At 58.6% G+C, this 18,200-nt stretch carries 15 protein-coding genes; 8 read left to right on the forward strand and 7 right to left on the reverse strand.

What is annotated here, in order from left to right:
• Nucleotides 1-25: 25 nt before the first annotated feature.
• On the forward strand, nucleotides 26-1,513 hold the full coding sequence (locus ORG26_RS17550) for a peroxidase family protein (protein WP_266364045.1): 1,488 nt from the start codon (nucleotides 26-28) through the stop codon (nucleotides 1,511-1,513).
• Between the two features lie 45 nt (nucleotides 1,514-1,558).
• On the forward strand, nucleotides 1,559-2,395 hold the full coding sequence (locus ORG26_RS17555; RefSeq protein ID WP_266364047.1) for a hypothetical protein: 837 nt from the start codon (nucleotides 1,559-1,561) through the stop codon (nucleotides 2,393-2,395).
• Nucleotides 2,396-2,476: 81 nt separating this feature from the next.
• Here ORG26_RS17555 and ORG26_RS17560 read toward each other — a convergent pair whose 3' ends face one another.
• The 5 genes from ORG26_RS17560 to ORG26_RS17580 form a co-directional block, all read right to left on the reverse strand.
• Nucleotides 2,477-2,830 (reverse strand): ArsC family reductase, encoded by a 354-nt coding sequence (locus tag ORG26_RS17560; protein WP_266364049.1) that lies wholly within the window; start codon nucleotides 2,828-2,830, stop codon nucleotides 2,477-2,479.
• A 67-nt stretch (nucleotides 2,831-2,897) separates the two neighbouring features.
• Nucleotides 2,898-3,635 (reverse strand): porin family protein, encoded by a 738-nt coding sequence (locus ORG26_RS17565; protein ID WP_266364051.1) that lies wholly within the window; start codon nucleotides 3,633-3,635, stop codon nucleotides 2,898-2,900.
• Between the two features lie 149 nt (nucleotides 3,636-3,784).
• Nucleotides 3,785-4,711 (reverse strand): dienelactone hydrolase family protein, encoded by a 927-nt coding sequence (locus ORG26_RS17570; RefSeq protein WP_266364052.1) that lies wholly within the window; start codon nucleotides 4,709-4,711, stop codon nucleotides 3,785-3,787.
• Nucleotides 4,712-4,758: 47 nt separating this feature from the next.
• On the reverse strand, nucleotides 4,759-5,466 hold the full coding sequence (locus tag ORG26_RS17575) for an arylesterase (protein WP_266364054.1): 708 nt from the start codon (nucleotides 5,464-5,466) through the stop codon (nucleotides 4,759-4,761).
• 98 nt (nucleotides 5,467-5,564) lie between these two features.
• Nucleotides 5,565-6,461, reverse strand: coding sequence for a glycoside hydrolase family 16 protein (locus ORG26_RS17580; RefSeq protein WP_266364056.1), 897 nt, complete (start codon nucleotides 6,459-6,461; stop codon nucleotides 5,565-5,567).
• Nucleotides 6,462-6,701: 240 nt separating this feature from the next.
• On the opposite strand from ORG26_RS17580, the gene ORG26_RS17585 reads away from it, so the two are divergent.
• The 6 genes from ORG26_RS17585 to ORG26_RS17610 all read left to right on the forward strand — a co-directional run bounded on the left by ORG26_RS17585 (nucleotide 6,702) and on the right by ORG26_RS17610 (nucleotide 14,092).
• A complete protein-coding gene (locus ORG26_RS17585; protein WP_266364058.1) occupies nucleotides 6,702-8,603 on the forward strand; it encodes an ATP-binding protein in 1,902 nt (633 codons plus the stop codon).
• 41 nt (nucleotides 8,604-8,644) lie between these two features.
• Nucleotides 8,645-9,025: a response regulator transcription factor gene (locus ORG26_RS17590; protein ID WP_266364060.1), complete on the forward strand. Its 381-nt coding sequence runs from the start codon at nucleotides 8,645-8,647 to the stop codon at nucleotides 9,023-9,025.
• Between the two features lie 40 nt (nucleotides 9,026-9,065).
• Nucleotides 9,066-10,148: a HEAT repeat domain-containing protein gene (locus ORG26_RS17595; protein WP_266364062.1), complete on the forward strand. Its 1,083-nt coding sequence runs from the start codon at nucleotides 9,066-9,068 to the stop codon at nucleotides 10,146-10,148.
• The gene (locus tag ORG26_RS17600) at nucleotides 10,145-11,569 is read left to right on the forward strand and encodes a glycosyltransferase family 2 protein (RefSeq protein ID WP_266364064.1); all 1,425 of its coding nucleotides are present in this window, start codon (nucleotides 10,145-10,147) and stop codon (nucleotides 11,567-11,569) included. Before ORG26_RS17595 ends, ORG26_RS17600 begins: the two co-directional genes overlap by 4 nt.
• A gap of 33 nt (nucleotides 11,570-11,602) precedes the next feature.
• The gene (locus tag ORG26_RS17605; protein ID WP_266364065.1) at nucleotides 11,603-12,862 is read left to right on the forward strand and encodes a YaiO family outer membrane beta-barrel protein; all 1,260 of its coding nucleotides are present in this window, start codon (nucleotides 11,603-11,605) and stop codon (nucleotides 12,860-12,862) included.
• Between the two features lie 63 nt (nucleotides 12,863-12,925).
• Complete coding sequence (locus ORG26_RS17610) at nucleotides 12,926-14,092, forward strand: hypothetical protein (RefSeq protein WP_266364067.1); 1,167 nt, start codon at nucleotides 12,926-12,928, stop codon at nucleotides 14,090-14,092.
• 441 nt (nucleotides 14,093-14,533) lie between these two features.
• Here the strand turns inward: ORG26_RS17610 and ORG26_RS17615 are convergent, their stop codons facing one another.
• The gene (locus ORG26_RS17615; RefSeq protein ID WP_266364068.1) at nucleotides 14,534-16,570 is read right to left on the reverse strand and encodes an LTA synthase family protein; all 2,037 of its coding nucleotides are present in this window, start codon (nucleotides 16,568-16,570) and stop codon (nucleotides 14,534-14,536) included.
• The gene (locus ORG26_RS17620) at nucleotides 16,567-18,186 is read right to left on the reverse strand and encodes an ATP-binding response regulator (RefSeq protein WP_266364070.1); all 1,620 of its coding nucleotides are present in this window, start codon (nucleotides 18,184-18,186) and stop codon (nucleotides 16,567-16,569) included. The genes ORG26_RS17615 and ORG26_RS17620 overlap by 4 nt, the downstream gene beginning before the upstream one ends.
• Nucleotides 18,187-18,200: the final 14 nt, after the last annotated feature.

The following is an 18,200-nucleotide window of genomic DNA, read 5'->3' on the forward strand; positions in this document are numbered from 1 at the left end:
AGAAAGAGTACACGGTCTTTCCAGTTTGGAAGTCGAACCGCTGGTGCCTAACCGGTTTGGGCGTTTGTTTCCTGATTTGCTGCCTTTCCGACCTAAGGATGAAGCCTTGAAGGAATTAGGTCTATTGATGCGGGATGAAACCGTCCATTTAAATTCCAACATTCCAGCAGGATACACCTACTTGGGGCAGTTTATCGATCACGACATTACTAAAGATTCCCTCGGCGATACGGACCCGGCCATCCTTCTGCCCCTTGAATTATCCGCCCTGATTCAACAACGTACCCCCTCGCTGGACCTCGACAGCCTTTACGGCAGCGGTGATACCCTCAATTTGGTGGCCTGGGATCCCAGTGACCCTGCTAAATTCCTGCTAGGCCAGACCGAACCAAGTCTGGTAGGACGGCCATTTTTCAACGATCTCCCCCGTAGCGGGGTTGAGCCGACACCCGCTAAAGCGCTGATTGGGGATCCGCGCAACGATGAAAATTTGGCTGTAGCACAGACGCACCTGGCGTTTCTGAAATTTCACAACGCAGTGGTGGATGTGCTCAGGAGGGACTTCAACCTTGCGGACAACCCAGCCGAGGTTCGGCAGCAGGCTCGTGAATTGGTAGAAAAGCATTATCAATCCATTGTGTTGCATGACTTTCTGAAGCAGTTTGTGGATGATACCGTCTATAAGGAGGTCATTGAGGATGGAAAAGTTGAGTTCTTCAATATCATTAAAGGCGAGATGCCCTTCATGCCCATCGAATTTTCGGGTGCGGTCTACCGCTGGCATACCCTGATTCGGGAAAATTACAATTGGAATCAATTTTTTAACGGATTGCCAGATTCTGGTGCGCTGGCGGATGGGACATTAAGGCTCTTGTTTCAGTTTACGGGGCGTTCAAATAAGGATGAGTTCGTCGGTCGCCAACAGGATGATCTTTCCCGGCTTACCAGTGAGTGGGTCATCGACTGGACACGGTTTTTTGATTTTGCTAATCACAGCATTCCGCAGGGGCCGGGTTTCAACATGACCAAACCCATTGATACGCTTCTGACCCAAGGGCTCGGCGAACCTATGAATTTGGCAACGAAGAATCTCATTCGAGGCAGCCGGCTGGGTTTACCTTCGGCTCAGGATGTGGCCCGGCATATGGGTATCGCGGTCCTTTCACCGGTGGAAATGCTACAGGGCAACGCGGAGCAGAGTAAAGTTCTTGAAAAGCACGAGTTTCACCTGAAGACGCCGTTGTGGTACTATATTAACCGGGAGGCAGAATTCGCCGGGACGGGTAAATTCGGCAAACTGGCCAGCGTTATTATTTGCGAAGTGTTTTTAGGCCTGGCGAAAAGTAGCCGCGTTTCAATTTTTCAGGAATCGAACTGGAAGCCGACAAAAGAGCTTTTTGCGGACCCGCAGCGGGGCGAGAATGCCTCATTTTACACCATGACCGACCTGTTGATGTTTGTCCGGGCGAATACTTCTCAAGCCGGTGTAGATGAACTGAATCCGGTTGGATAAGGAGTTTACAATAACGATAGTTATTCATCTTTAACCGAAACCGCTATGGCCTTTCTACGCATAGTGTTCCTCATCCTGCTTGCCTCTTGCGGTGCTTCTGCTCAGTTAATGCAGGAGATTAATGAATTTTATAAGAAAGGGTATTCTGCCAGTACGCCGGCTAGTGGGAGTGGATCTTCATCGGCTCCGGTTTCGGAAGTGCCCATCAATCAGGCTTCGACGATTCCCAATTTGAACAGCCTGCTAGGCAATAACCTTTTGCTGCCGCAGATCGAAATTAGGGGGTTAACCAATTTTAGATCAAGTCGTCGTTTCTACGGAGACGTTAAGTTGTTCACGTCAGCCTTCGCCCAGCGAAGAGTTTCCAATGTCAGTATCTTTTTTCCAGAGACCAGCACGTATGGTATTTCCATGAGCATCAATGCTCTGCCGTTTGGAAGAATCACGGATGTTGGCCAGAATAATGAGAGAACCGAAGTAAACTGGTTCTGCACCTATTTTCATTTCAACTACCTTGGAAAAAACCTTCAGGGCATCAGGGGAACGGATACTACCCGTTTTACTACCGATGTGGTTCACTTTAAACTAGGAGTTCAATTGATCCCGGTAAAGAACTTTGTAAGTGTCTACACCGATTTGAACTTTGTGAGTCCTGTTGTGAATCGAAGCCCACTACTGGAATTCAATCCGGCCATGAAGCGGGGCTTCAATAACTTCTGGAAAATTGGAGCTAAATTTTATTTGGAAAAGGGCGAACAAAAGCCATTAAGCGTATTTCTGGACCTGGGTGCTGTGGCGGTTGGAAGAGCGGCGCGAACCATCTATGACACGCGCGACGCCCTGATTCCCCGTATTACTCTTGGCGGCTCAGTTCGGTTTTAGCAGGAAGGTAGAGTCGGCGGCACGAGGGTTTAGGGGGATGTTCCTGGAAAAAGGCGCAAAGCTAATCAGTCATTCAATCATTCAATCATTTCCTTCAAACACGCTTCCGTACTCTTCCGCCTTGAATCCCAGCGCGACGATCCGGCCGTCGGCTTCGATGAGCGGGCGGCGAATGACCGAAGGTTTCTCCATCATCAGTTGAATGGCCCCTTCGGCGTCGGTGGGTTTCTCGGCATCCGGCAGTTTCTTCCAGGTCGTTCCGGCGCGGTTGACAAGGTCTTCCCACGATCGCTGCGTGAGCCAACGTTCGATGGTCGGGCGGTCGATGCCCTGTTTTTTGTAATCATGAAACTGGTAGGTGATGCCCCGGTCCGCCAGCCAGGTCCGGGCTTTTTTGACGGTATCACAGGCCGGAATAGCGTATAAGGTGTACATGAAACGGTGGTTTGCGAAGGTTCAAATCAGGTCGCAAGGTAACAAAAACGACCCGGTTTGACCAGGCTTACCGCCCCGGTATCGTCAGCAGAACGCCGCCGGAAGCGAAGTTGAACCAGGCGCGGGTGAACACTTCTTCGTTATCAGCCTTCCCTTCCACCACCCGGTAACCACCTTTGATGGCCAGCCAGTCGGTCACCTGCACCGCGACACCGCCGAACAGGTCAATCGCCCGGCCGTTGGGCGAGCCCAGACCGTCGCCTTCCACAATCACCTGCAAAGCATTGACGGGCTTCCAGGAGGCGTAAATATTCAGGAGCGGCAGAACGCCGAGGCCGCGGTTACCCTGCTGCTGGGTGGCCGATTCGACCCGCACGTCGCCGTCCCGGGCGAATGCCGTAAGGCCCGCCGCCAGCCGGACCCGTTCGCTCCGAACGAAGGCGTAGCGGTAGGTCAGCCGGTAGGTGTTGAACTGGTACTCGGTCCGCAGCGGCACGTCGGCCGGAAACGTCACGCCATTGAAGAGGACCGGACGGCTGATGCTGCCCTCCGACGCCACGATCAGCGGCGCGGCCAGCAGCGAGAGCGTGTGCCGGTCGTTGATCGTGTAACTGAGCCGAAGGCGGACGAACGGCCTTTTCTGAATGGTCAGGTCGTTTTTCAGGTCAATAAACGTCCCGGTTTCGCCCGGAATGCGGGTCTCCAGATACGGTACGGAAAGCAGTCCGCCGGTCTCGGCGTCGAGTTGAAGCTGGGCCTGAGCGGGCAGGCCGACCAGAAGCAGAAGGTAAAGAAGATAGCGCATCCGTTGAGTGAACAGGTTATCTGAATCGAACGGATGCGGAGAAGGAATGTTTTGGAAGGGCGTAGCGAAAATGGTTTCGCGCCGATTTTAAGCGCCGATTCCGCTGGTTTTCTGCGAACAAACCCGCGCCAATCTGCGTGAAACTAATCTTATCGCCGCAGATACCGTCGAAATACCGCAAGCGTCTGCTCCCACATGGCCGGGGTGCAGGCGTGCCCAGCGCCGGGTTCGATGAACGACGTAAAGTGCTCCGGAACGCCCGCCCTTTCGTACGCCGCCGCAATCCGCCCGAGGCCTTTCCGGACAAAGTCAATTGGCGACCCGGCATCCCGTTCGCCGAAATTCAGGTGCAGCGGACGGGGAGCAATCAGGGCGGCGATGTCGGGCGTATCGCCCACCGCTTTCCAGCCGGGGACGAAGTTGGAAAAGCAGTGCAGCAGCCGTTCGTGTTCAATGGCGTCGTAGGTCGGCAGGCAGCCGTTGCCGACGAGGCAGGTCAGGCGGGGTTCGAGCGGTCCGGCGAGCCAGGCGTGGGTCGAGCCCATCGAGTGCCCGTAGCAGCCAATCCGGTCGGGCAGCACGTCCGGTCGGGAGCAGAGGTAATCCACGGCGCGGCGTATATCCAGCACGGCTTTCCAGGCCAGACTTTGCCCCCGCACCACGTACCACAGAAAAAGGAACCGTTCGTAATCGCTGCCCGACAGCCGACCCGCCGGGTCCTGCCGTTCTTCGAAGCCCAGCGCGTCCGGGCACAGTACCACGTACCCTTCGCGGACCAGCGCCACGGCCACGTGCTGCGTGGGGTCGCCCGCCAGCCCGGCCGGTTCGGCCTTGCCCAACTGGTACTGGTCGTTGTGCTGGTGCCAGACGCAGACCGCCGGGGCGGGGTGACTGGCCGACACGCCTTCCGGAATCAGCAACAGGGCCGGAACGCGGTCGTCGGGTTCGGCCGCGTAGGTGACGGACACCCGTTGATAGCCGTTTTGTGAAATCGTTTCCCGAACGACCGGGTCCAGCGGCGGCGGCTCCGGAAAAGGCCCGCCAAGACAGGTTTGGTAGTGCAGAAGAAGGTCCACCGGAATAGAGTTTTGGGAAAACCGGGCCAAAAGGCCAGAGTTGACGCCTACACGCCCTGGGCCCGCACCAGTGATTCCAGCGTTTTCCAGACGGTTTCGGCCACCAACTTGTGCCCTTCCGGGGTGGGGTGGATGCCGTCGGGCTGGTTCAGGCGGGGAATGCCGCCGACGCCTTCGAGCAGGAACGGAATCAGCGTCAGGTTGTTCTTTTTCGCCAGTTCGGGATAAATCTGCCGGAATTCCGAGGTGTAGTCGGGTCCCATATTGGGCGGAATCTGCATCCCGGCCAGCACGATCTGCGCCTGCGGGCTTCGCGCCCGGACGGTATCGATGATGGCCTGGAGGTTCTGGCGGGTGGCCGCCAGCGGCAGGCCGCGCAGGCCGTCGTTGCCGCCCAGTTCGAGCACAAAAATATCGACCGGCTGCCGCAGGGTCCAGCCCACCCGGCTGCGTCCGCCCGCCGTGGTTTCGCCGCTGACACCGGCGTTAATGACGCGATAGTTCAATTTTAGCGAGTCGAGGCGTTGGCCGATGCGGCCGGGAAACGCTTCGGCGGGGTCCACGCCGTAGCCCGCCGTCAGGCTGTTGCCAAAGAACAGAATGGTTTTCTGACGGTTGGAGTCGGCGGGTGTCTGGGCCGGAGTCTGGGTGGCGCTACGGGTCTGGCTGGCCTGTTCCTTCTCGGAAGAGGAAGTGCAGCCGGCCAGAACGCCAGTAATCAGCAGAAAGGTTAAAAAGAGCGGATTGCGTTTCATGGTTACTGCCATCGTTGTATTCAGCGGTTAGCTATACTACCAAATTACAACGAAATAAGTTGTCTCTTCCGCGTTTTACCCCGTTTGTCGTTCCGATATTATTTGGTAAAAACCTTTACCCAGTCCACCTGCATCGTTCCCGGCACAATCTGGTCGGGGGAGGGGTGCCCAAAGAACGTCCCGCCGATGGCCAGATTCAGCACGATATTCTCCGGTTTGGTATAGAGTTCTTCCACCATCCGACCCTGCTTTACGTCCACCACCCGGCCGTCGAACAGAAACGTCAGGGTTTTGCGGGCGCGGATGAGTTCAAACGTATGCCAGCAGTCGGTCAGGCTGACGCCGGGCTGGATGACGGCCGTGGCGTCGGGGGCCTGGTTCTCACCGGCACGGGGTCCGTAGGCGTAGTTGGTCGTGTATTTCAGGGGCTCGTTGCCGCGCATTTCCAGGATGTCGATTTCGCCTTTGGTCGGCCAGGGGTCGCCGTAAGCCCAGAAAGCGGGCCACATGCCGTAGCCGCCCGGGCATTTGATGCGGGCCGAAATCCGAAGCTCTTTGACCCGGCCGCCGGGCGCAAAAGCCGTTTTGGACTCGATCCGTCCGGAGGTGAACCGGAACGTTTTGGGCTCCGGAAGGTTCGGGCGGGTCCGGCCTACCACCGTCTCCCGTTTGGCCACAATCGACAGGATGCCGTTGCTGAGCACCAGATTGGACGGCTGGTAATGCTGCAGTTCTTCGTTGTAGGCTCCGCCCGTCCAGAGGTTCCAGCGGCTCAGGTCGCGGCTGAACTCGTCTTCGAAGGTCTTGGTCCAGCCTTCGCGCAGCAGGGCCGATTCGTTGAACGGGACTTCGCACGGACTGATCGCCGACCGGGTGGCCAGACGCCCGGCATCGTGGGGGAGGGCTGCCTGCTGGAAACCGTTTTCCCGACAGCCCGGCAGCAGCAGCAAGCCGGAAAGCAGCGTAGAAAGAAAGGCGCTGTTGATTTTTTTCAAAACGGAATAAGTTTCTTCGGTAGACCGAATTAAGACAAAGTTTTTGGTACTACATACAAAATAACGCTTGATTTAAAAGACAATAAAATTAATATTTGTCAATCACAATTGGAAGCCTTCTAAGCGTTACACCGCTTATTTTTATGTTTTCTACCAAATTGGTATTGTATTTGCGACCGTTGTTAACAGACAAAAACGAGAGGCTGAACGCTGAGCTATCCCACGTTCGCCTGCCGGTTCATGAAACAGAAATTACAGAGTCGCACCATTCTTTACCTGCTTTATGTCGTATTCGCCGGAATCGCGGTGATCATCATTAGCCGGTTTTTTTACGTACAGGATCTTTACAGTTTTCTGCTGGCCGAACTGGCCGACAGCCGTCCGGACCTGCTTCCCAACCTTTACACCCTGAAGCGGCTGGCGGCGGCCATCGACGCGATGGCCCTGGTGCTGATCGGGTTGCTGGCCCTCGCTTTTTTTGCCTACAACACCCGTCGGGAAAAGAAAACGCTGCAAATCAGAGCCGAGCGGGACGAGCGGGCCGAAGCCCAGCAGGCGGCCGAACAGACAATCCGGCAAATGGAGCTGCATCTGGCCAACATGAGCCACGACATCCGGACTCCGCTGAACGCAATCATCGGCCTTTCGAGCCTGCTGCTGGAAGAAATCGCCGACCCCCGGCACCGCGAATCCGTGGACGCCATCCAGGAGTCCGGCCTGAGCCTGCTGGCTACCCTGAACGACCTCATCGACATCTCGGAAATTGAAGCCGAACGGCTCACGCTGGACCTGTCGTCGACCCGGCTGGCCGACCTCGTGAACGCTATCCAGCGGATCATGGTGCCCCGGGCCGAGCAGAAAAACCTGGCTTTCCGCCTGGTGCTGGCCGACGATCTGCCCCACACGGTCCTGACCGACGCCGGCCGGTTGTCGCAGGTCCTGCTCAATATCTGTAACAACGCGGTCCGGTTTACCAAAGAAGGCGAAATCCGGCTGGCCGTGCGTACGACGCATACCGGACCGGCCGCCGAGGCGGGGGTCGAGTTCGTCATCAGCGATACGGGTAACGGCATTGCGCCGGATGAGCTTTCCCGGATTTTCGACCGGTACACGCCCATCGGCAGCGACACGCTGTACCGCCCGGCGGGCACGGGGCTGGGCCTCAATATCGCCCGCAGCATTGTGCAGAAAATGGGCGGCACCATCCGGGTAGAAAGCGCGGCCGGCAAGGGCACGACCTTCCGGGTCCACCTCACATTCAAAGTGCTGCCGAGTGCGGCCGTTGCCGAAGCGAGGCCCGAGGAAAAAGAAAGCCTGTCAAACATCCGCGTACTGGTGGTAGAGGATAACGCCCTGAATCAGAAGGTACTGGAAGGGTTTCTGCGCCGCTACAACATCCGGCCCGTCATTGCCTGCAACGGCGTGGAGGCGCTGAACTTTCTGACCAAATCCCGGTCGGACCTCATTTTTATGGACATCCAGATGCCGGAAATGGACGGCTATACGGCCACCGAACTCATCCGCAAGGAACTGCACCACGACACGCCCGTCATTGCCCTGACCGCCTACGCGATGGCCGCCGAACGGGAACGGGCGATGGCCGTCGGGATGAACGAATACATCATCAAGCCCATTCGGCTGACCCAGCTCGACGACCTGCTGCACCGGTACGCGCCGGTCGCCGTGGAGCGGCCGGAGGGGGGCGCGGCCGAAACGGAAGCTGCCCCGGTCCCGGTGACGCCGGTTTCCGAAATGCCGGTATCCGGCGAGGCGGAGAGCCTGATCAACTGCGAATATCTGCTGGAAATGACCGATGGCGACGTGGCGCTGCTCGACATTCTGCTGGACACCTTCCGGCAGGAGCAGGAAGCCTACCGGACCCGCTTCTTCGAGGCGGTGAACTCGGCGGACTACGAAGCGTTCCGGGGCGTGGCCCACAAATACCGGTCGTCGCTGAACTCCCTGGCCATGCTCGGCACCGCCGAACAGCTCAAGGAACTGGAATACAGCCAGCCTTTCGACCCCGAACGGGCCCGGACGGAGCTTGACCGCCTGTTCGATGCCGTCGGCCGGGGCGTCAGCCAGCTCGAAAAAATGGTGGAGCGCGGGGAATTAACCCCGGTTGCTGCGCCCAATGATTGAGTTGTCAAATGTCTGAAAACAATCTCTTACACATACGTTGAATGTTGACTAATACACCCACCACCGCTACCATTCTTATCGCCGAAGACGAACCGCTGGTTCGCAAAATGTTGTCGTATCGGTTGCAGAAAGAAGGTTTTAACGTGCTTCAGGCCGCCGACGGCAAGGAAGCCCTCGAATGTCTGAAGAACAACGTTCCGGATATGGTCATCACCGACCTGATGATGCCGTACCACAACGGCCTCGAAGTTCTGGAATATGTGAAGCGGTCGATGTCCGATATTCCGGTGATTATCCTGTCGGCTTCCGGACAGGAGCCGAGCGTGCTGAAAGCGTTCAGCCTCGGCGCCGATGACTATACCGTGAAGCCTTTCAGCCCCAACGAACTAATGACGCGGGTTCGCCGCCACCTGAAAAAATAAGCCCCGGGCTTTTCTGTCTTATACACTCCTTGCAGCGTTCATGATTCAATTACTGACCGAATGGTGGGAATGGTCTGACGGACCGGCACGGCTACAGGCTCTGCTGCTGCTCCTGATCGGCAGTTTTCTGCTGGGCGGCGCGGGCCTGCTGGTCAACGTCCTGGTGCTGATGCGGCGGCGGGAACGGGAACAGAGGCGGGAAGCCAAACTCCGCGAGCTCGCCGAAGACGCCATTGCCGCCTGGATGTCGGGGGATATGGACGACGAGGCGTTGTCCCGGCATTTTCACCGGTTTGTCGTCCAGAGCCGGCTCAACCGCCGGGTGGTGACCGACATTCTTTATTCAACCAGCAAACTGCTCCGGGGCGAATCCCAGGAGCCGCTTCAGCTTCTGTTCCGGAGTCTGGGTCTGGACCGCTACTGCCTCAAAACGCTGCGGCAGGGCGTCTGGCACCGGCAGGCCTACGCCGCCCGCGTGCTCAGCCAGATGCAGATTCACGAATCCATCCCGGTGATCTGGTCCAAACTGAACACGCAGGAAATGATGCTGCGCATTGAACTGATCTCGGCCCTGGCGGCCTTTGGGGACTTCTCCGGCCTTCAGCGCGTCGAACACAGCGGGCAGCGGCTGTCGGACTGGGAGCAACTGCTGCTGCTGGAACGCTTTCGCGCCCTCGAACTGACCGAACTGCCGCCGTTTGAAAACTGGCTGCGCTCCTCCGAGGCCGATTGGGTGCTCTTTGGCGTGCGGCTGTGCCGTTATTTCAATCGCCTCGACAAGATTGTGGAACTCGGCGACCTGCTGGGCAACCCCGACGAGCGCGTGCAGGGCGCCATTCTGGACGCCTTCGAATACCTGGGTTCGCCGGAGGTGGTCGAGCCGCTGCTGGCGTACGTGGAATCGGCCGTGGGCGAATGCCTGCTGCGGACGCTGCGCCTGCTGGGACGCCTCAGCGACGAAGAAGTAGTGCCGCTGCTGATGGCCTACGCCGTTCATGCCGACGATGCCGTGCGGCATACGGCCCTGCACGCCCTGCGGGAAAACTTCATGGCGGAAGAAGAACTCCTCCGGCTGACCGGCGCAACGCACGCAGACAACGCTTTAACCCCATCCGTATCATGATGCTGCTGACGCTTGTTTACGACTGGACAACCTTTGTGTTTCTGTTTTACGCCCTCATGCTGATGGGAATCTACCTCGCCTCGGCTGTCGTTTCGTACCGGAGCATCCGGAACCACGTCGCCGAGTCGTCGTTTATTGATTACCGGCAGATTCTGACCTCGCCGCTGGCGCCCAAAATCTCCATCATTGCACCCGCCTACAACGAAGCGCTGAACATCGTGGACAATGCGAAGTCGCTCCTTTCGCTGGAATATTCTGATTTTGAAGTCGTCATTGTGAACGACGGCAGTAAGGACGAAACCTTGCAGCGCCTTCTGGAAGGCTATAATCTGGAAAAAAAACCGGTTGCCGTTCTGGAGAAAGTGCCCTGCAAACCCATCCGGGGCATTTACAAATCCCGCGACCGGGCCGTATCGCACCTGACGGTAGTGGACAAAATGAACGGCGGGAAGTCCGATGCGCTCAACGCCGGAATCAACGTCTGCACCGGGCGGCTGATCGCCTGCATCGACGTGGACTGCGTGCTGGAGCGGGACGCGTTGCTGCGCATGATCAAGCCGTTTTTGCAGGAAACCGACCAGCGGGTAATTGCCATCGGCGGCGTCATTCGCCTGGCCAACGACTGCGAAATCAGCAACGGCCGGCTGCTGAAGGTCCGGATGCCGCGCTCGTTCATCGTCGGGGCGCAGGTGCTGGAATACATGCGGGCGTTTCTGCTGAGCCGGGTCGCCTGGGCCAAAGCCAACGGACTGCTGCTGGTGTCGGGGGCGCTGGGCATTTTTGAAAAAGAAACGGTCATCGAAGCGGGCGGCTATTCCCACGAGACGGTGGGCGAAGACATGGAACTGGTGATGCGGATGCGGCGGATGATGGAAGAACGCCGCGAGCCGTACGCGGTCCGCTACATTCCCGACCCGCTCTGCTGGACCGAAGGACCTTCCAAATGGCAGATCCTCGGTCGGCAGCGCAACCGCTGGACCCGCGGCCTGATGGACTCGCTGAAGTTCCACCGCCGGATGTTTTTCAACCCGAATTACCACGTGACGGGCATGCTCAGTATGCCGTACTGGTTCTTCTACGAATGGCTCGCGCCGGTCATCGAAACGGCCGGACTGGCGTTTACGGTGTACCTGATCGCCTTCGGCAAAATCAATTACACCTTCTTTTTCCTGCTGGTCGGCGCCGTGTACGCGTTTTCCGTCTTTCTGTCGAGTCTGGCCATCTGGACCGACCAGAAAACGTATCTGCAATACCGGCGCTTCAACGACCTGGTCCGGCTGGTGCTGCTGGCGCTGACCGAACCGATTTTTTACCATCCGTTTATCGTCTACAGCAGCATCCGGGGCAATATCGATTATTTCCGGGGCAAAAAAGGCTGGGGCACCATGACCCGGCAGGGGCTGAGCAAACCGGCCGCCTGACGACAAGCAAGACCATCCCGTACCGCGTATTTTATGCATACCCTCCGTTATTTCCTGTTTTTCTGCCTGCTGATGCTGTCCGGCGTCCGGACCGTCCGGGCGCAGTCGGTGGATTCCGACGAACTGTTCCGGCAGGCCCGCGAGGCCGCTTTCGACCGCAAGGACTACGAGAAGGCCAAAGCCCTCTGCCAGCAGGCCCTGACGCAAAGCCCGAACTACGCCGATATCCGCAATTTTCTGGGACGCCTTTACACCTGGGAAAAAAAGGTGGCGGAGGCGAACGAGCAGTTTACGACGGTTTTGAAAGGGCAGCCGCAGAACCGCGAGGCGCTGGTCGGGCTGATCGACCTCAATTACTGGAACGACCGCCCGGTTCAGGCCCTGACCCACGCCAACACGGCTTTGCAGTTCTACACCGACGACGTGGAGATTCGCCTGAAGAAAGTCCGGGTGCTCGACGAACTGCGGCAATATTCCGAAGCCTACGCCCTGGCGCTGGCCGTGCTGAAGGCGGCTCCGGCCAATGCGGACGCCCGTTCGCTGGTGGAACGCATCAAGGCAAATGCCAGCCAGAACTCCGTGGCACTCAGCTACGACTACCTGTATTTTGACAAAAACTACAACGACGCCCTACACAAGGCACCCTGGCAGGTGGCCAGCCTGACCTACGGCCGCACGACCCGACTGGGTTCGCTGGCCGCCCGCGTCAACTACGCCAACCGTTTCAGCGGCACGGGTTTTCAGGCCGAACTGGACGCGTATCCGCGCCTCAGCCCGACGTTTTACGCCTACGTAAGCGTCGGATTGTCGGGCGACGAGCCGATTTTTCCGCGTTTCCGGGCCGGGGCTTCGCTGTACGCTAACCTGCCGCGCAGCTTCGAGGCGGAAGTGGGGGCTCGCTACCTGAAATTCAGCAGTCCGACCTGGATTTACACGGCCTCGGCGGGCAAGTACGTCTCCAGCTTCTGGATCAACCTGCGGACGTACCTGATTCCGGGCGACCACGCGCTGTCGAAAACCTTCATCGGCACGGTGCGCTATTACTACGGCGGGGCGGACGACTACCTCGGCCTCAGCGGCGGCACGGGCCTTTCGCCGGACGAAACCCGCAACGTGCTGCTGGGCGAAACCCGCCAGAATCTGCTTTCCCAGCGCGCCAGCGCCGAATTCCGCAAGGGCCTGACCAGCCGCGACGTGCTGTCCCTGACGGCCTCCTGGTACGGCGAAGAACAGGCCAACCGCCCCCGCGGCAGCCAGTGGGGTGTCGGCGTGGGGTATAAGAAACGATTTTAATTTTATTGAGTGACCTCTCCGAGTGGGCGCCCACTCAATCGCTCAATCACTCTTTCACTCAACATGAAGAAACGTTACATCTTCCTTTTCTTCCTGCTTACCCCGCTCTGGATGTGGCTGGGGTGGTGGCTGTTGCCGAAACGTACGCTGGTGGCGGCCATTGTGGACAAAACGGTGCTCGAAAAATCGGGGCAGGAGCACATCTCGCTGACATGGCTGCTGAACCACCAGCGGTTTACCAAAACCCGGACGCAGCCCTACCGGAGCAGCCGGGATTACTTCGGATTTTTTCCGGAACGGGATAAAAAGTACAGTCTGAAAGGACTCGAACGGTTTTCGGATGGCGAACTGGAGCAACTGAGTCAGGATGCCGATCTGGTGTATTACACGGACACGTACGGCATTTACCGCAACGAATGGTACAGCGGCGAGCAGCAGACCGAGCGTTCGGGCATTCTCTACGGCGGCATGAGTCGGAAGGACGTCATGTTTCTGAAGCGGATGAAAGCCCGCCACAAGCTCATTCTGGCCGAATTCAACGACATCAATTCGCCGACCAATCCCGGGGTGCGCCAGGAGTTTGAGGCCGCCTTCGGACTTCGGTGGACGGGCTGGATCGGCCGCTACTTCGATTCACTGGACACCACCGTCAACGAGGAACTGCCGCGGTGGCTGGTGCGCAACTACCGCCGCCAGCATAACGGGCAGTGGCCGTTCACCAAGTCCGGCGTCGCGTTTGTGTCCGAGCGCGACGAGGTAGTGGTGCTCGAAAACGAAACGCACCTGCAGCGGGAAGTGCCGTACATGGTGTCGTCGGAATTCGGACAGCAGTATTTCGACCTGCCGAAGCGCCTGCCGTATTCGTACTGGTTTGATGTGCTCGAAAACAATCCGGCCGTCAACCGCGAGGTGGCCACGCACGAAGTGTACGCCAACGCCGCCGGACAGCGCGAACTGGCCCGCCACGGCATTCCGAGCCGGTTTCCGGCCATCTTGATGCACAAAGGCGCGGATTATGAGTTCTATTACTTCGCCGGGGATTTCTGCGACAATCCGGTAAGCATGCTTTCGTCGTACTTCCGGGGCGTGGAGTTGCTGGGTCCGGTGTTCTACTGGGCGGAAAATCTGGCCCAGCGCGAAGGGTTTTTCTGGCGCGTCTACCGGCCGATGACGACCAAAATTCTGGAAGAGTATTACGACCGGACGAAGAAGCCGACCACCCGGCCCTGACACCAGCCCGCCGCGCCCGGATGTTTAAACCGTTGAAACGGTTGGGGCGGCGCAGGAAACCGGTATTGCGAACCCACCGTTGAAACGGCGGGGTGTTTTTGGGGGCGGGGATGCCTATTTTCTCATGTTTCCGGCAAACCAGCCCACCGTTTCAACGGCGGGTCATCGATCCCGGTACCTCCGGTTACTGCCTGAACCGTTTCAACGGTTTACTCCAGATGCTTAAACCGTTGAAACGGTTGGGCGGCGCAGGGGAGCCGGTAGTTCGAGGCCACCGTTGAAACGGCGGGTTATTTTTTTGGAACGCGTTGGCTTTACTTTTCTGACAATTTTTATGACAAAATAAAAAGGGGAGCGGCGAGTGAATCCGGCACTGGAATTCGCTCATCGCTCCCTTTTTGTTTTCCAAATCGAGTGAAGGCCGCTGCCTTCCGGGAAGTTCTACCGCACCGAATCGGGCAGCATTCTGGTGCCGGCTCCAATCCGGGCGTTCTGCTGTTTGAAGCGGGCAAAGGCATTTTCGAGGCGGCTTTTCGCGGCTTCGTCGTTGACAGGTTCCATCTGCAGGTTGTCGCTGAGCCGGTAGAGGCTCTGCTCGTTGAGCAGGTAACGGCCCATCACGTAATCGACCATCTCCACTTTCGTCATCATCATCGGGTAGGCGTGCACGTTCCGGAACGCGCGCGTGGTGTCCAGACCCGTCCCGACCCAACTGGCGACGGAAGGCGTGCGAAGGCCATACTGCGTTCTGAGCAGCGCCAGCAGAGACGGCGCGACGTCGTAGTGCCCCGACACGGAGCGGAACCGCGCGGACTGTTTCAGCAGCGGCGAATACACTAGCAGCGGTACGTGGTAGCGGTCCACCTTGCTGACCATCGGAATTTCGGGCATCCGGTGGTCGCCCGTAATGAGGAACACCGTCCGGGCAAAATCCGGGCGCTGGCGATAGCGGTCCATCAACTGCCGCAGCGCGTCGTCGAGGTACATCACCGACGCCAGTTCGTCCCTGTATTCGCGGCGGGCGGCTTTTTCGTCGGCCGAAAGCGAAAGCTCGTTCAGGCGCTGTTCAAAACGTTGCTCAAACCGTTCGTGTCCTTCGTACCGGAACGGACTGTGCGTCGAAACCGTCAGCAGAACCTGAAGTTTGGGCGTCGCGTCGGCGGGATTATTTTGTGCAAGAAAGAAATCAAACAAGTCTTTGTCGCCGTAGCCCCAGCTAAAGCCGTTGGCCGCAGGCATCTTGCGGTAGGCCGGACTAAACGAAGCCTCGTCGGCAATGCGGTCGATGCCCTCTTTCCGCAGAAACGGATTCATGTTGTCGAAGGAAGAATTGCCGCCGTAGTAAAAGGCCGTCCGGTAGCCGTTGCGTTTGAGCACACCCGTCAGCGACAGGTGTTCGGGCATCCGCGGGCCGAGGTCGGCAAAGCCGTGCTGGGCAAACGGCAGCGAACCCAGCAGCGACGGCAGGGCCGCAAACGTCCGGCCGCCCTGGCTCAGGAAGTTGTTCCAGTACAGACTTTTCTGCGCCAGCGAGTCCAGAAACGGCGTGAACGACCCCAGATAGGCGTCCTCGCCCGAAAACGCCCGGCCCAGACCTTCCACCACAATCAGGACCACGTTGGGTTTGGCCGCACCCGCCTGAAAGAACGGACTCAGCACGTCGGGCGTTTCATCGCGGTGCAGAAACGGGTACTGCTGCTCGTCGAGGTAGGTCGCCAGCCGCAGTTCTTCGGCCGCCGTTGCCGGGCCGCTGCCCGCAATGTACGAATCGGCGTAGATGTCCGGCCCGCCGTCGGCCTCCCGGCCAAAATGGTCAAGGCTGGCCGTCAGAAAATGGAGCGATTTGTTGTCGCTCAGCGAATTGGCGTAGTCGTTGGCAAATTCCGGGGCGTGGACAAAGCTGTTGGGCGGCAGCAGCAGCGACAGGAAAGCGACGCCCACCAGACCGGCTACAGAACTTCTTCCGGGCGCACCGACGAAGCGCGGAGCCAGCCGGAGTGCAGCCGTGACCCCGGCGACCGCCACGACCAGCGCCAGCAGAATCAGCCAGCTCAGGCCCCCTTCTGACCCGACCGTCTGCCGGATTTCGGCCGCGTCGTAGCCGTACAGGTCGGCCCCGAGCAGAACCGAGGTTTTGGAAAAATAGACCACCAGACCCAGGTGCGCCAGCGTCAGCAGCACGCAGGCGGTCAGATAGGCCCGCCGCGCCGCCCGGAGCGAGACAACCGAAAATCCGGTGAACAGCACAAACAGCCCGGCACTGGTCTGCCAGAAGTACCGCGCATCGTACATCAGCGCCTGGCCGATCAGCGGGGCGTTCAGCGTAGCTCCGGATTGCCAGACGGCCAGCCAGAGCAGTTCGCCCAGCCGGACGAGCAGAATCAGCGTCAGCCAGCCGACCGAAAGGGCCCAGAACTGGGGGTGAAAAAATGGTTTTTGGATAGGTTGAGCCCGTTTTGGGGAAGGAGAGGAAATCATTTCGGCAATAAGATAGTATCAAAAAGGCTTTTTAACTGCGCTCGGCGGTAAGGCTTGGTCAGAAACGCCCGAAAACCGGCGGCCTCCACCAGTTCGAGCGTATCGGGGCAGCCGTCCGCCGAAAGCGCAATCATCGGTACGCCGGGCTGCAAAAGGGCCAGTTCCTTCGCCAGCGCGTAGCCGCTCAGGCCCGGCATGTGCAGATCGAGCAGAACGAGGTCAAACGGCTGGACTTTTGCCAGTTCCAGGGCTTCTTCCGGGACGTTCAGAACGGTCACCCGGAAGCCCATAGCCTTCAGCGTAGCCGACAGAAGCGTCGTATTCATCGAATTGTCGTCCACGGCCAGAACCGAAACATTTTCCCACGAAGACGCCAGCGACTCGGCGGTGATTTCGGGAAGCGCGGGCGGCGCGATGGGCAGATAAAGCGTAAACCAGAACGTACTGCCCCGGCCAACCTCACTGCGGACTTCCAGACTGCTGCCCATCAGCCTCAGCAGCTGAAACGTGATCGACAGGCCCAGCCCCGTGCCTTCGTGCCCCTTCGACGAGTTGCCTACCTGGGTGTATTCGTTGAAAAGCGTATTGAGCGCATCTTCGGGAATGCCGATGCCGGTATCTTCCACTTCGATCTGCAGCGTGACGTGGGTAGACGAGGTGCGAAGCTGCCGCATGCGTACCACCACCTCGCCGGCGGGAGTAAATTTCAGGGCGTTGCTGATCAGATTGTTCAGAACCTGGGTCAGACGGGTATGGTCGCCCAGTACGGAATCGGGAATGCCCCGTTCGGTTTCGAGCTTCAGCGTCAGATTTTTGCTGCTGGCCCTGGAGGCGTGAAGCTGGATGCCGTGGGTCAGCCAGGACAGAAGCGAAAAGGGGTGCGCATCCAGTTGAATTCGTCCGGCTTTCAGTTTGCCGTAATCCAGAATGCAGGTCGTCAGCGCGATCAGGTTTTTCCCGGCTGTCTGGAGAGTGACCAGCGTAGGCGTCTGGTCGGGCCGCGGCGAGTCTTCGATGAGCTGCTGGGCCAGCCCCGCCATCGCGTGAACGGGGTTGCGAAGTTCGTGGCTGAGGGTGGCGAGCAGGCGGCTGTTTTCCTGAGCCCGTTCTTCAGCCTTTTGCCGGGCGTGGGCCAGGTCGGCATGGGTCCGCCGCAGCTCAATGAGACGTTCTACCTGATGCCCCAGCGCCCGGAGGGCTTCCTGCTGTTCGTGCGTAAGCGTGCGCGGCTGGCTGTCGAACACACACAGCGCTCCCAGCGCGTACCCTTCCGAATCGGTGAGCGGTATACCGGCGTAAAAAGGAAAGGCGTCGCGGGCCACGTTGGCGTCGAACCGGCGGTCCTGCGTGGCATCCGGCACGATCATCAGTTCATTGGGTTGCATAATCGCGTAGGAGCAGTACGCGCCATTGCGCGAAACTTCCCGGATTTCGATGCCCTGCACGGATTTGAACCACACACGGTCTTCGTCCACCAGACTAACGGAAGCTACCGGTGTCTGGCAAATCTGGGATGCGAGAAACGTAAGGCGGTCGTAATCTTTTTCGGGAAGGGAATCAAGAAGGCCATACTGACGGAGGGCCGTCAGCCGGCTTAGTTCGTTGGTTGCCTGCATGTCTACAGTGAGTA

It is taken from the genome of Tellurirhabdus rosea (assembly GCF_026278345.1).
Classification (GTDB): Bacteria; Bacteroidota; Bacteroidia; order Cytophagales; family Spirosomataceae; genus Tellurirhabdus; species Tellurirhabdus rosea.

Excerpts from the sequence above, each read along its gene's own strand:
- ORG26_RS17555 (WP_266364047.1), top strand. The coding sequence starts at position 1,559 with ATGGCCTTTCTACGCATAGTGTTCCTCATCCTGCTTGCCTCTTGCGGT.
- ORG26_RS17620 (WP_266364070.1), bottom strand. The coding sequence starts at position 18,186 with ATGCAGGCAACCAACGAACTAAGCCGGCTGACGGCCCTCCGTCAGTAT.
- ORG26_RS17600 (WP_266364064.1), top strand. The coding sequence starts at position 10,145 with ATGATGCTGCTGACGCTTGTTTACGACTGGACAACCTTTGTGTTTCTG.
- ORG26_RS17595 (WP_266364062.1), top strand. The coding sequence starts at position 9,066 with ATGATTCAATTACTGACCGAATGGTGGGAATGGTCTGACGGACCGGCA.
- ORG26_RS17585 (WP_266364058.1), top strand. The coding sequence starts at position 6,702 with ATGAAACAGAAATTACAGAGTCGCACCATTCTTTACCTGCTTTATGTC.
- ORG26_RS17615 (WP_266364068.1), bottom strand. The coding sequence starts at position 16,570 with ATGATTTCCTCTCCTTCCCCAAAACGGGCTCAACCTATCCAAAAACCA.
- ORG26_RS17560 (WP_266364049.1), bottom strand. The coding sequence starts at position 2,830 with ATGTACACCTTATACGCTATTCCGGCCTGTGATACCGTCAAAAAAGCC.
- ORG26_RS17605 (WP_266364065.1), top strand. The coding sequence starts at position 11,603 with ATGCATACCCTCCGTTATTTCCTGTTTTTCTGCCTGCTGATGCTGTCC.
- ORG26_RS17565 (WP_266364051.1), bottom strand. The coding sequence starts at position 3,635 with ATGCGCTATCTTCTTTACCTTCTGCTTCTGGTCGGCCTGCCCGCTCAG.
- ORG26_RS17610 (WP_266364067.1), top strand. The coding sequence starts at position 12,926 with ATGAAGAAACGTTACATCTTCCTTTTCTTCCTGCTTACCCCGCTCTGG.
- ORG26_RS17575 (WP_266364054.1), bottom strand. The coding sequence starts at position 5,466 with ATGAAACGCAATCCGCTCTTTTTAACCTTTCTGCTGATTACTGGCGTT.
- ORG26_RS17590 (WP_266364060.1), top strand. The coding sequence starts at position 8,645 with ATGTTGACTAATACACCCACCACCGCTACCATTCTTATCGCCGAAGAC.